Annotated in this window: 11 protein-coding genes; 2 read left to right on the top strand and 9 right to left on the bottom strand. The window is 41.0% G+C overall.

Annotation, left to right across the window (positions count from 1 at the left end; translation table 11 throughout):
* Positions 1–60: 60 nt before the first annotated feature.
* From AACW90_RS08655 to apbC, 3 genes are all read right to left on the bottom strand, one after another.
* Positions 61–2,217 carry an AsmA family protein gene (locus AACW90_RS08655; protein WP_390233234.1) on the bottom strand — a complete coding sequence of 719 codons (2,157 nt, stop codon included), beginning with the start codon at positions 2,215–2,217 and terminating at the stop codon, positions 61–63.
* A gap of 172 nt (positions 2,218–2,389) precedes the next feature.
* Positions 2,390–3,031 carry a uridine kinase gene (udk, locus tag AACW90_RS08650; RefSeq protein WP_195702737.1) on the bottom strand — a complete coding sequence of 214 codons (642 nt, stop codon included), beginning with the start codon at positions 3,029–3,031 and terminating at the stop codon, positions 2,390–2,392.
* A gap of 159 nt (positions 3,032–3,190) precedes the next feature.
* Positions 3,191–4,255: an iron-sulfur cluster carrier protein ApbC gene (apbC, locus tag AACW90_RS08645; RefSeq protein ID WP_390233232.1), complete on the bottom strand. Its 1,065-nt coding sequence runs from the start codon at positions 4,253–4,255 to the stop codon at positions 3,191–3,193.
* Positions 4,256–4,474: 219 nt separating this feature from the next.
* On the opposite strand from apbC, the gene metG reads away from it, so the two are divergent.
* Positions 4,475–6,520: a methionine--tRNA ligase gene (metG, locus tag AACW90_RS08640; protein WP_390233230.1), complete on the top strand. Its 2,046-nt coding sequence runs from the start codon at positions 4,475–4,477 to the stop codon at positions 6,518–6,520.
* A 178-nt stretch (positions 6,521–6,698) separates the two neighbouring features.
* Here metG and AACW90_RS08635 read toward each other — a convergent pair whose 3' ends face one another.
* From AACW90_RS08635 to AACW90_RS08615, 5 genes are all read right to left on the bottom strand, one after another.
* Entirely contained in the window at positions 6,699–9,251 is a 2,553-nt protein-coding gene (locus AACW90_RS08635; protein WP_390233228.1) for a cadherin repeat domain-containing protein, read from the bottom strand.
* A gap of 255 nt (positions 9,252–9,506) precedes the next feature.
* Positions 9,507–9,806: a Dabb family protein gene (locus tag AACW90_RS08630; RefSeq protein ID WP_390233226.1), complete on the bottom strand. Its 300-nt coding sequence runs from the start codon at positions 9,804–9,806 to the stop codon at positions 9,507–9,509.
* Between the two features lie 55 nt (positions 9,807–9,861).
* Entirely contained in the window at positions 9,862–10,347 is a 486-nt protein-coding gene (locus tag AACW90_RS08625; RefSeq protein ID WP_390233224.1) for a GNAT family N-acetyltransferase, read from the bottom strand.
* A 37-nt stretch (positions 10,348–10,384) separates the two neighbouring features.
* Complete coding sequence (locus tag AACW90_RS08620) at positions 10,385–10,825, bottom strand: hypothetical protein (RefSeq protein ID WP_390233222.1); 441 nt, start codon at positions 10,823–10,825, stop codon at positions 10,385–10,387.
* Between the two features lie 63 nt (positions 10,826–10,888).
* On the bottom strand, positions 10,889–11,791 hold the full coding sequence (locus AACW90_RS08615) for a DMT family transporter (protein ID WP_390233221.1): 903 nt from the start codon (positions 11,789–11,791) through the stop codon (positions 10,889–10,891).
* Between the two features lie 175 nt (positions 11,792–11,966).
* On the opposite strand from AACW90_RS08615, the gene AACW90_RS08610 reads away from it, so the two are divergent.
* Positions 11,967–12,863, top strand: a complete 897-nt coding sequence (locus tag AACW90_RS08610) for a helix-turn-helix domain-containing protein (protein ID WP_390233219.1) — start codon at positions 11,967–11,969, stop codon at positions 12,861–12,863.
* 71 nt (positions 12,864–12,934) lie between these two features.
* Here AACW90_RS08610 and AACW90_RS08605 read toward each other — a convergent pair whose 3' ends face one another.
* Positions 12,935–13,852, bottom strand: a complete 918-nt coding sequence (locus AACW90_RS08605; RefSeq protein ID WP_390233217.1) for a LysR family transcriptional regulator — start codon at positions 13,850–13,852, stop codon at positions 12,935–12,937.
* Positions 13,853–13,985 lie beyond the last annotated feature (133 nt).

The raw sequence follows: 13,985 nt of genomic DNA, 5'->3' as shown, positions 1-13,985 counted from the left end.
ATCATTCTCAATCGTTGGCTTTTTACTTAAATTACCGTTTCAAATTGCATTTATAGAGAATTAATTAAACAACCCTTTTAGCAACTTATCAGCAAGCTCTTTTGTCTTACCATCTTTTATCTTATCACCTAGAACGCGATTTAGTTCTTTCTCGGCTTTTTTCTCTAGCTCTTTCTTTTTCTCAGATTCTAGTTGTTTCCACAACTGGTCGAACTCAATTTTATACTTAGGATCTAACCACTTATTGTAAACACGAACAGGAATAGTGATGTCTTTCAAGTCATTGATATCTTTACCGCCTTGTCCTTTTAAGCTACCAACAACAGACGTATTTAGTAAGAAATCCATCGTCTCTTTAATGTAGTTCGCGTTCCCTTCACCATGGATTCGCAGCAGAGGCGATGAAATAGCCAAGTCATTCGTCGTCATCACACCTTGGTTCAGCTTCAACGTTGCTTTCATGGCGCTAAAGTCCGTTTTCTTCTCTTCTTTCTCTGGCTCATCCACCTTTTGGCCTTTGATCTTGGCATAGTTAACACGGATAAGTTGGGCTACATTTACGCCGTTAACGGCGCCATCAGCAAAATTGATTTTCACAGTGCCCGCAAGATTTTGCTTGATGCCTGTTGGTGTTAAACTTTTACCTTTAACGTCCACATCAATATTACCCGTGCCTTCTAACATATCGTTATCTGCCACATCTTTAAGTAACGATTGAACCTTAACGCCTTTGATCTGCTTTTTAGCCCAGTAACTTGCTGGTGTTTTTCGTGCATCTAACTGAGCGGAAGCCTTTATCGAACCCTGATATAGGTTAGAAGTAAACGAGTTAAGGTCCGCAACGCCACGATTTACCGTAAAGCTTGTCACAACAGCCTGCATCTTCGCATTGCTCGCTTTAAATCTGTCAATGGTGATTTTACCCTTCACATCCAAGGTCTTAAGGGCACTTAAATCTGGTTCAACTTCTTTCTGCACCCCACTGGATGTTGAAGCGGTTGACGTTTCGGTTGTTGCTGTTTTTTCAGTTGCAGATTTGTCTGTCGGTGATGATTTGTTCAAGCCTAAGAACTCATCTAAATCTATATTAGGGCTATGCAAGTTAAACCGAATCTGAGGGATATCCGTTAGCTTAACGGTACTTTTGCCGTCCAATTGAATCGCATTTAAGTTTAGCTTCTGTAGATCAAGAGATATAAGCGACTGCTTTATATCGAAACCAAACTCAGACTGACCCGTTACCTTCATTGGAGACTGAGGTAAAGTGTCACCGATAAAGGTTGAATTCAAGTCCATATTTTTAAGTAGCACCTGGCTAATCTCTTTATCAATAAACAGAGCAGAGGTCAGTTTTAGATCAATATCTAAGTCTGCAGCACGGCCTTTCACGCTCACTGAAAGTGGATTTTCTTTATCGAAGGCAAATGTACTCAGTTCAATTTTAGCTGCTGAAATCGTCGTCGAAGGATCACTAAAAGTAGAATCTAGTACTATGTCTCGTAATTCGTATGTCGCAAGGTCTTGCAAGAGCTTAAGTTCTGCTTGCCCTTCAGCTGAGAAGTTTTGCTGATTATTCTTGCCTTTCGCCGCGAATGTGGCCGTTGTCCATTGTCCAAAAGCGAATTCAGATACCGTTAAACCCACATCATATAGCTTGGTATAAGAACCTGTAGAGTCATCTTGTATTTCAAGCAGTGCATTAGTGATCGATACACCCGCAAGGTTGATTGTCCATGACGTCTGTTGCTCTGAAGGTACCGAAGGCGTAGTTTCCGATGTAGTTGGAGTGGATGAAGCCGTCGAATCAACAGGCTTCCCCTTATTTGACTGTGTTAGCGCATCAAGGTTACTCGCCCCGTCTTTTTTCGTTTCAAGATGGATTTCCGCGCCATCGAGAGACACATTCCCAATGTATAGCTCTTTGCTGAACAGAGGCATAACGGAAACATCGACACCAATACCTTCAATTTTCAATAGATTTTCATTTTTGAACCCTTCAGGGTTCTTAAGTTCTGTTTTTCCCAAACTTAACCCTAAAGACGGAAAAAGCTGCCAACCGATATCTCCATCTATTACAAGGTCCATTCCTGTCTGTTTTTTAGTCTGTTCAACAATCAGTGGCTTAAACTGATTAGGGTTAACAAACAAAAGCAATGCGGCTATCGCCAAGATAATAATCAGAACTGGGATGCCAACAATTAATAGAAGTTTTTTCATTCACTTTTCCTTTGCAAAAAAATGAGGCAGCAGCCTCGTCCTAGCAATAATAAATTATAGGTATAACAATATTGTTTTCTTAAGACAGAAAATGGCACATAAAGTGCCATTTATTCAACTACATATTATCATTTTAATGCAATAAGCCTGTTAACTGCTCATTATCTTAAAATTAAGAAGTCAGCAACTTACCAATATGAGCTTTCAATACATCAATAGCGATTCTGTTTTTTCCACCACGAGGAACGATGATATCTGCATATTGTTTCGATGGTTCAATAAACTGCATAAACATAGGTCGAACCGTCTTTTGATATTGTTTCAAAACTGATTCCATCGTTCTGCCACGCTCTTGCACATCGCGAGTCACTCGTCGAAGTAAGCATATGTCTAATGGCGTATCCATGAAGATAGAAGCATGCATTAAACTACGTAACCTTGGCTCTGTTAATAGCAAAATGCCTTCTAAAATAATTACTTTTTTCGGGGTAAACTTTGTTGTTTGCTTTACACGAGTATGCTCGGTATAGCTATATTCAGGAATCTCAACCGTTTCCCCTTTCATCAACGCTTCTAAGTGATCGCACAGCAAGTCATGATCGAGAGCATTCGGATGGTCATAGTTTGTTTTTACTCGATCCTCCATACTCAAGTCGCTTTGATCTTGATAGTAGCAATCCTCTGTTATCACACCAATTTGGTGATCGCCGACCTTGGCTTTCAATTCATTATAAATTGTACTTGCGATTAAACTCTTTCCGGACGCAGACGCGCCAGCAATACCTACGATGACGCAATTATTATTTTCAGACATGATCTACACTTGGGACAATGGAATAAACCGTATAATTATAGAGATTACTCTGGCCAGATACTAGGATTTGTATCAAGAGAATGCAGCTATACGATAATAAAGAAGCAAAACCGTACAGCTACCTATCAAAATTACTTAATTTTATTTACAAACGTCGCTTTAACTTAGATTTGTAAAAGGAATGCTTTTTGGTTTCGCACTCCCCGACCAATACATGCTGCTCGCTATTTTTTCCGCCAGTTGCAGGTATATTTGGGCGTGCTCACTATCTGGACGTGAATAAACGGTCGGTTTACCAGTATCGATATCTTCACGCATCGAAATATGCAGTGGTATCTGAGCCAATAAACTCGCACCAAACTCTTGTGCCACTTTTACTGCTCCATTTTGACCGAATATATGCTCTTTTTCACCACAATGGCTACAGATGTGATAACTCATATTCTCAATAACCCCAATGACAGGAACATCGACTTTCTCAAACATTGCCAACCCTTTGCGGACATCGGCTAATGCGAGATCTTGCGGTGTGGTAACAATCACAGCGCCGGTAACTGGGATACTCTGTGAAAGCGTCAGTTGGACATCACCCGTGCCTGGAGGCATATCGATAACAAGATAGTCTAGTGGTGGCCAATCGGTCTCATTCAACAGCTGTGCTAGCGCCTTAGAAGCCATTGGTCCGCGCCAAATAGCCGCCTCTGCCTTATCAACCAAATAGCCTATCGAATTGGTGTAAATACCACATGACTCAACCGGGATCATGAATTGGTTATCACGAACTTCCGGTGACTCATCTTCTTTACCAAGCATCATTGGTACCGATGGCCCATAGATATCAGCATCAAGTAAACCCACTTGGGCGCCTTGGGTACTTAAAGCCAACGCTAGGTTTACCGCCGTAGTTGACTTACCGACGCCTCCTTTCGCTGAGGTGACGGCGATGATGTTCTTTATGTTAGAGAGCTCCGATTTAACCACTGTTTCCAATGCGGCAACATTGATAGAAATGGACACTCTTTGCGCATCAACATCTTGGTTCTCAACCCAACGAATGAGTGAACGATGTAAATCTAATGAATAGAATGGTAATTCTATGCTCACGCTGCCATTTTTTAGCCGCTTTACAATGGACGAGTCTTCGGCCCAACGTTCGATGAGCAGAGGATGCTGAAATTGATTTAGCCAACCGACAAGTTCTTCTTTTGAATCGAATATAGACATGCATTTGCTCCTAGTAATACCCATCATGACAAACAAATTATTCGTTCTATTTGGATATCGAATTGAATTTTATTCATTTCTTACATGCTAACACTCGAACCTCCACAGCTAAACCCCAAAAACTTCGTGGAATAAATGTTTACATTCTTGGAGTAAAGCCTTGTATAAGGTAGTATTACAACCTGATTTTTATCTCCTAATTAAAGTGAATTATTAAGTATGGCAACTGATCCAAGAAAACTTTTGGTAACTTGTGCCCTTCCGTACGCTAACGGTTCAATCCACCTTGGTCATATGCTTGAGCATATCCAAGCAGATATCTGGGTTCGATACCAAAGGCTACGAGGCAACACAGTAAACTTCATCTGTGCTGACGATGCTCATGGCACACCAATCATGCTAAAAGCACAGCAGATGGGAATATCACCAGAAGAAATGATCGCTGCTGTAAGTGAAGAGCATCAAAAAGATTTTGCTGGCTTCGATATTAGCTTTGACAATTATCACAGTACTCATAGCGATGAGAACCGCGAGTTAGCAGGTTTGATATACACTCGACTTAAAGAGAGTGGCTTCATTTCTAGTCGAACTATTTCTCAGTTATTTGACCCTGAAAAAGAGATGTTCCTACCAGACCGTTTCGTAAAGGGAACCTGTCCGAAGTGTAAATCTGAAGACCAATATGGCGACAACTGCGATAACTGTGGCGAAACCTACAGCCCAACAGATTTGATAAACCCGAAATCAGCGGTATCTGGCGCGACTCCAGTGATGAAAGATTCTGAACACTTCTTTTTTGATCTGCCACAGTTTGAAAGCATGCTTAAAACGTGGACTCGTTCTGGTTCTCTTCAAACTGAAACCGCCAATAAAATGCAAGAGTGGTTTGAATCTGGACTGAAACAGTGGGATATCTCTCGCGATGCACCTTATTTTGGATTTGAAATTCCAGGTGAAAAGAACAAATTTTTCTATGTCTGGCTTGATGCTCCAATCGGTTATATGGGTTCATTTAAGAATCTGTGTGATAAAAGAGATGACCTTAACTTTGATGAGTATTGGGCCGAAGATAGCACGACCGAGCTTTATCACTTTATCGGTAAAGACATCGTCTATTTCCACAGCCTTTTCTGGCCTGCGATGCTAGACGGAGCAGGGTTCCGTAAGCCGAATAATGTATTCGTACACGGTTATGTCACAGTTAATGGTGCGAAAATGTCCAAGTCAAAAGGGACGTTTATTAAAGCAGCGACTTACCTGAAGCACTTAGACCCTGAATGTTTACGTTATTATTATGCCGCTAAGTTAAATAACCGTATTGATGATCTAGACCTTAACTTAGACGATTTCACACAGCGAGTTAACGCAGATGTCGTCAATAAGATTGTTAATCTAGCGTCACGAAATGCAGGCTTTATTACCAAGCGATTTGAAGGAAAATTGTCCGCTCAATTTGCAGAACCTGAATTGTACGCTGAGTTTGTCGCTGCTGCTGAGAAAATCGCGGGGTTATATGAATCACGTGAGTTTAGTCGTGCTATTCGAGAAATAACCGCGCTAGCAGATAAAGCCAATCAATATGTGGACGAAAAGGCCCCTTGGGTCGTGGCTAAAACAGAAGGTCAAGACCAAGAATTGCAAGATATCTGTTCTGTTGGTATCAACTTATTCCGCGTGCTTATTACGTATCTCAAACCTGTGATGCCGGACCTAGCCGCAAGAACAGAGGCGTTCTTAAACCAAGAACTGACTTGGGATGGCATTGCTGAACCTCTTGTTGACCATGACATCACAAAATTTAAAGCCTTATTCAATCGTATCGACCCTAAAAATGTTGAGGCGATGACCGAGGCGTCAAAAGAAGACGCCGCCGCGGAACAAGCAGCGAAAGAAAAAGCAGCCGCACCTGAGACCGAGCTCAGCAAAGACCCCGTCGCCGATGAGATAGAATTTGATGATTTTGCTAAAGTTGATCTACGAATCGCTAAGATAGTGTCTTGCGAAGCCGTACCAAAAGCCAACAAATTACTCAAGCTTGAGCTTGATATTGGTGGGGAGACGCGTCAAGTATTCGCAGGTATCAAGTCGGCTTATAAGCCTGAAGACCTTATCGGAAAACATACTGTTATGGTGGCGAACCTAAAACCACGTAAGATGAAATTCGGTATGTCAGAAGGTATGGTTTTAGCCGCAGGGCCGGGTGGAAATGACCTTTGGATATTAGAGCCGCATGAAGGTGCTCAACCAGGCATGCGTGTGATGTAATACCATCACTGGTTAATTGACATTGGTTAGCTAGTTAAATTTAACTACTCGTAAAAAGAGGTAGCCCATTTCCGGACTGCCTCTTTTTTTAGTTACGAAACTACGTATTTTTCTTGACCACAAACTTATATCAATCTAAGTAAATTTGTGACCAATATTAATGCTCGCCTACAGATCGTTATTCGTAAAATAATTCTATTGCTCTTATATAACGGTTTCCTGCGTATTGTTGAACATGAAACCGAATTTTTTCGACAGTATTAATATTGGAAATAGTTTTACCAGAGGTATTCATACCAACGGTGCCATCATTCCCTACTATCTCATATGATGTAGAATCATCTTTGTACTCCCATATGATTTTTTGTAGATTTAGTTGATACTCCACAGCTTGGAAACCAGATCGTCGAACATAACCTTGAATTTTATTCAGTTTTGTTAGGTCTATATGAGCACTCACAAAATTACCATTTGTCCCACCGGCTAATAATCCACCGTTTTCATAGACGCCATCAAGAATGGTATTCATATGTAGGTCAATTCCACCATTTGCCAAGTCGGTAACCAGTATCTCTACGCCACATTGCAGCGTATTACTGTACTCAATTTCACTTGGACACGGTCCTAAACTATTATTACCGGTACCAATAATGCCGCTTTTAAATTGATTGATGACGGTGATCGTCATTACTTTTGACTGGTTATTTCCATCGATATCGGTAGCTTTTACCGTAATGTCGTAAACATTATTTTTGTCACTGTCTAGTGGGTTTTCATAATCCATTGCCACCATACTGACTGCGCCTGTTGAGCTATTAATATCGACGTTTTTCGAATCGTCACCGCTTACTGACCATGTAATAGTGCCAAAGCCACCACTGAGTGACGGAATGGTTGATGTGAAGGCATTACCTTCCTCCACAGAACCATTCACGACATCCATTATCAACTCTGGTTTGTTTATAATAAATATATCCTTGGTTGCGATGAGCTTGTTGGTATGGTTGACCGTTTTAATAGTTGCCGTTCCCTCAGAATTCCCTTCTGCTTGGTCACCAATCAAGGTCACATAAGCATCACCGGCAGTAATAGACCATGTTAACGGTTTATTATAAGGATACTTGAGACCCAGAGAGGTTTCGAAAGATGCGCTGAGTGTGGAGCTAACATCGATATAGACGCGCTCATTATCTATCGACAAACTGACTGGCGTCATGTCAACACAAGAAACATAACCTAATGCGTTTTGGACGCTAGTTTGTGTGCTTAACGCCGGAAGACCGAAGGAATGGAAGGTGTACATATAGGTATTATCACCTGATACACTTTGCGTAAAATACGCTTTGCCAATTGGCCACTGCTTTTTGGTCTCACTCCATAGTTTATTTGTCGTCTCTTGTGTTACAAAGGCTTCCATCTCCTGCACATTAGGCAGTCGCCCTCCTTTAGATTTACAAATCGCATCAGCGATATCATACGTCACGAGCGCCATAACAAAACCTTCGGGGCCAGTGGCTTTCGTTTCTTTGTAACTCCCCGTATAAGCAAAGCCTGAATACTGCGCTTCAACAAAGGAAATAGGTGGCAAAAATAAGGTTTTGTCTACTGAGATAGGTGAAAACATATTGTTAACATTTATCTTTACAATACCGGTGGTATACCCACCATGATGGTCGGTAATCGTCACAGAGACATAATAAACACCCTCAAGATTAACCTTAAAATCAAATTTGGTTGGACTAGAAGGATCAGAAGCGGCGCTACTCAAGATAATGTTAAACCCTCTGTAGCCAATAATTTGAAGTGACTGTCCGCTGTCAGGATCTGAGATATAAGGCGCGACATCAATAGTGCCAGTCAATTCACTCTTTTCAAGATTGATACTCATCGTGCCGCTATACTCAAAATCAGTGAACACAGGATGAACATTGGCCGTCTGTGTCGAAGTCGTAATATCAATGACACCCAAATAAACCGACCCATCAGATGCAGTTAGGGAATAGATCAATCGCGTGATGCCCGCATTACCACCAGAAAATATAATGGTGTTATCCGTTGTATCAACACTGGCTACGCCAGTACCGAGTACCGTCACAGCCACATTTAGCTCGGCACCTGATGGGAAACTCGACCCAAGATCGTCTTCAATATCTATTACAAGTTCACCCGAGTCTGCGACAACGGAAAGAATAGGGAGAAGACTTGAACTTGTCACCGAAGCACCTTCAGGTTGAACAACAATATAGGCGTGTGCCGATGCCTTTGTATCTATTGAATCTGCTAGAGCTGCATCGGAATAAGGCGTGTCTGAATGTGTAGATGATCGGCTAAGCGAAGAGATTGGAGCACTAACTGAGTACTCATAAACACATACGCCACCAACGTGTGCGTTGAATTGCATTTCATCATCGGTAAAACTGACGTCATTACAATAGAGGCTATCGCTACCCACCACTTTAACATCATGTATTTTTACCGAGCCACCATCTGAACGAAATACACGCTGTCCAATGGGAATAGAGGTTTCATAATCTTGTAAAAGTTCAACAAAAATATCTTCGGCATAGATCTGCGTACTTGGAGAGGTAATCGTCGATCCACCTCCCAAGCTGGAACTTTGATCGCTACTGTCTGACCCACCATTACAACCAACGAGCAAAGTTAAGCCCACATATAAGCATACCAATGGTAACCACTTACATCGACTTAGTATGAATCTATCTACGCACATATTTGCCCCAATTAACCGACTAAAATCAGCCTAGCATCTTAGTTAATCGCTTTGTTTTAGCCATAGCATCGAGAGGGCATTAAAATTATAAAAATGCTAATTTCATGCTTTAAGGTACAGGTAACACCTGCTCTGAGGAAAGCGAAGAAGAGAGAACATATTATTTTGTAGCAAACCGTTAAGTGCCTTTGCTATAGATGAGTAAAGACACATTTAAATCTATCAACGTTATCGACCATATCGTAGATTAGCGACCTAACACACCGTATAGTCTAGAACAACGATGTCTTGGATTATCTTCCTAAAATGAACCTTAAGGGCATCATGCTCTCGATGAGTAAGATAAATATTGCGAGCACTTTCGCCCGTAAATGTCATCACAATCGCTAAATCGTAGGCCTTATTTTTACCTTCTGGGCTATTATTCATACCCCACTCTACGGCCTCAATACCGGCGATCTTAGTCGGAATATCGATAAAAGCCTGCTTTGCTACCTCAATGTCATTGGTCGTGGCTTCTGGTTTCATTTCCACCAGCATTAGATGACGAATCATTTTTCTCTCATTTCCTTATATCCTTTACTCTTCTCCGGCTGAAGGAACAGTCTTGTTACGCTTCAGGTATAATGTTTAATTGCCATAATTCTAGTTCTTCACCTTCTTCGTCGATTATCAATTTTTTATATGAAAAACCATTTTTTCGAACGACACTTAACGACGCTTTGTTGTCTGAGGAAATCGATGCAACGACCGTATTAACTAAGCCAGAGTCAAATGCTATTTGGGACATCTGTTGCACGGCAAAAGTAGCAGACCCCAACCCTCTTGCTTCAGGAGCTACATTGTAGCCAATCTCGATTTGGTTGTTCTTAGGCAGACCTTTAAATCCACAACATCCAATTATGTGTGATGCTTTTTGCATAAAATAAGGCAATGCCCAAAGCTCCTCTACCGCGTTGTGACAAAGATAAAGAGAACGATTCAAAACATGAGTTGGTGGAACTGAACCTTCAATAAAGATCAAATCTTTACAGCTTGTATCATGTTGGAATAGCGATTCAATCTGAAATCTATTCAATTGGATAAGTTTTATCATATTCTAACTGGCTCTTGTTATGCTCTAGGGTACTTCATTATTTTTTCTTGTGCGTTCTGGATGTACTGGGCAGTATAGCGGCCAATAAAATTCCGATGAAAGCACCTATAGCGATACCCATACCATGGTTATCAAACAGAAATTCACCAAATGTAACGCCTAATCCAGCGCCAAGCGCAATACCCAGACCCATTCTATTATTCTTGGTCATACACCCTCCATTCTTTGCCTCAATACGAGTAATACCGTAGCATTTAGTCAAACTAATTTCATAAGAAAAAGTATCATCCAAAATTTTCATTTCCGTTACCAAGGTTGAGAGTTCGTCTATAGTGAAAATGCACTCTAAAGCCGCGTTGGAAAAAGGTGAAACTTCTGAGCGGTTATTCTCCCTACCGGATTGGAAAGAGTCACCACTATTCACACCATAAGAACGAGCAGTACTCGCCTTAACAGAAGAAATTACACAGATCTCCAATTACGGTGTCAGCGATAGCACATATAGGCAACTGACTAAGTACTTTGAACAAGCACAAATTGCTTAGGTGAGGTTAGCATTATACCAACGTTTAATTGGCTCAGGTATTCCAAACACACGTAGATTACCCGCTAACACCAAGGTGACACCAAATGCCGATAGCCATGTCCATTCATAGCTTTCAAATAATGTAGATAATGATAGTGCAACGAGAGGGAATAGAACCGTACAATAGGCGGCCTTCGCGGCGCCGATCCTCCCCACCAAAGCTAGGTAAGTATTAAACCCAATGACTGACCCAATGATGGCGAGGTAAGCCAGTGCTGAAAGATACATTGGCGTCATAGTAATACCCAGAGGTAACCCGAACATTAGAGCGATAGCAAATAAATAAACTGAACCATAGCCCATAGCCCATGCAGTAGTTGGTAGCAATGGCATCTTCTTTTTTTGAGCTTGTGCAGAGACCATATTGCCTACTGAAAACAGACACGTCCCTACAAAGCTAAGAAGTAAACCTAACAAAATTGTCCAGTCCATCTCAGTACCTAAAAATTGAGAGACAAAAAGAAGGACAACGCCAATAAACCCCATCAATGCGCCTTGTAAAAACGGACCCGATGGGCGATGACTTTCCAAAACCCAGAGATTAAGGGCATTCAAAATGGGCGCGAGTGAGAACACAACTGCATTCAACCCACTAGGCAGATATTGTGTTGCAGCATAAAAGCAAAGAAAGTTGTTCGAAAATAAACATAGACCCAATAACGCCGCGATTTTATGATTTTCTATAGACAGTTTTGGTAATGCATTACGAAAAATCAAAATGGAAAATAAAATGATCGAAGCAAGACCAAATCTCCACGCCACAGACACCACAACAGGTGTATCACCAAGTTGATATGAAATAGCCAACCAAGTCGACCCCCATATAAAGACCGTTATAGTGTATAAAATGCTGTTCATCGTTTTACTAACCTTAGTTAAATTATTATCGTACCGATTCATCGTATCGGTCTGAAGTTAGGTATGCGTTTAGATTCCTGTTATTTTTATAGATTCTTGCGGTTTTCTTTTTTCATCTGTTTTTATAGAGAGCCCCAACCTGTATATTAAATTACAGATAGGTCAAGGAGTGTTGATGTACAAGGGATTGCCTTTAAGGCCAAAAAGCAAACAGGTCTTCAATGTGTTGACAAAAAATACCGCGACTCTGCATAAGGAGTTATGGCTAGACAATGGCATGGGGTCGGCTGTCTGGAGTAATAGTCATGGCAAGGCTAGTTATGACAAACCTGAACACCATACGTTAAGCTACTATTTGGAAGGCGGTCAAAATACCCAACGAATTATGAGTTCAGGTAACGCATTTGGAGGTGCAGATAAGTTGTGTTTAATGCCGAAAGGTCACCGGTCGAGTTGGTCGTTTTCCGATCCTTTTCGTTTTTTTCATTTCTATTTTGAACAAGATCATCTACGTAATTTTTCTGAACAGGTATTCGACAAAGAAGGTCGTCATATAGAATTAAAAGAACTTACCTATGTTGATGACCCATTTACTAATCAGCTGATCCGTGAGTCCATGCTAAAACTTAATTGGGAAAGTCCAACAGATAAACTGATGGTGTCTCATTTACAACAAGTATTGCTGCTTCATCTCGTTCGTCAGCATTGCCACCAACCAATAAAAACACCACTCAGCACCAGTGGTTTATCGCCTATAAATCAACAACGAGCAATAGATTTTATTGAAGAAAATGTGTCGCACTCTTTCACATTAAGTGGTTTGGCTAAACTCACTCAATTAAGTGATTTTCACTTCGCTAGAATGTTCAAAATAAGCTTTGGATGTTCCCCACATCAATATGTTCTATCTCGCCGTATTGTGTTGGCTAAACAATTACTTTCTCGTCAGACGATGTCTTTAATCGATATCGCGTTCGCATGTGGCTTTTCATCGCAACAACACCTATCTCAGCAATTCAAATTACGAGTTGGAATAACGCCCGCCGCGTATCGGCGAGAGCAATGCAAATAAACCAGAAATACGTCACTCTAGAGCGTACTCAATGATATATATCATCACCTGTAGCCTCATCTATCGCGCCACTACACTAACTCACTAAATCTCTCAAAAAGAAAATCCAAAAATAGTCTAATCCGTTTTGGTTGATATTTTTTGCTTACATACACAGCATGCAAGTCGGCACTTGACGCCAAAGTCGATGCACTGAAATTGGTCATATACCCATTGAGTACAACAACAAGACGCTGTTTATTAATATCATCTTGTACATCTAAAAGTGATTTAAGTGCTATCCCCGCGCCATCCAACGCCCATTGTCTAATGACCTCACCATCATCTGAGAATCTTTTTGCAACAACGGTCATTGACTCCTTTGTGTTTTGCTCCCGGAAGTGCCATGTCTTCAATTCTTCTCCATTGCGAACCATTGCTAGACAGTTATGATTGATCAGATCCTGTGGCTTTATAGGGGTTCCATGTTCAGCGAGATAAGCTGGTGACGCGCACAGAACTCTTTGGCTTGGTGATAGCCTTCTGGATATGAGGCTACTATCATCAAGCTCACCATAGCGAATGACAATATCGATACCAGATTCTGCAATATTTGATATATGGTCACTCAAGTACAGGTATGGCACGACCTCTGGATACTTTTCCGAGAACTCAGACAATATTTTCAAAATATATTGCTTTCCAATATCCTTCGGCGCAACTATTTTTAGTGGACCTTTAACATCATTAACGCCGTTTTGTATAAGATTCTCTATATCGCCTACACTATCGAGTATTTCTAGGCACGCCTTATGATAAAGCGCTCCCTCGTCCGTTAGCGACAAATGCCTTGTGCTCCGATTAAGAAATTTTACACCATACCGTTCTTCGAGCGCCTGAAGTCTTGCCGTCATCGTAGCTGGAGAAAGACCAAGACCTCGTCCAGCAACCGCTAACCCTTGATACTTAACGATGCTGACGAACATTTCCATATCAGAAAATTTATCCACCTCTGCCCCCATTATTCAGTTAAATAGAATTATAATTTCATATATTACTCAATTATCAAAATGAAGCGAATTATTATAATGTGAATAATTAAGCAGGTAACAGCACAAATTGTGAGTTTCTAAGAAACAATTT

Source organism: Vibrio frigidus (genome assembly GCF_042465995.1).
Taxonomy (GTDB): domain Bacteria; phylum Pseudomonadota; class Gammaproteobacteria; order Enterobacterales; family Vibrionaceae; genus Vibrio.
Note: the sequence above shows the minus strand (reverse complement) of the source record. Positions and strands in the feature narration are given on the sequence as shown.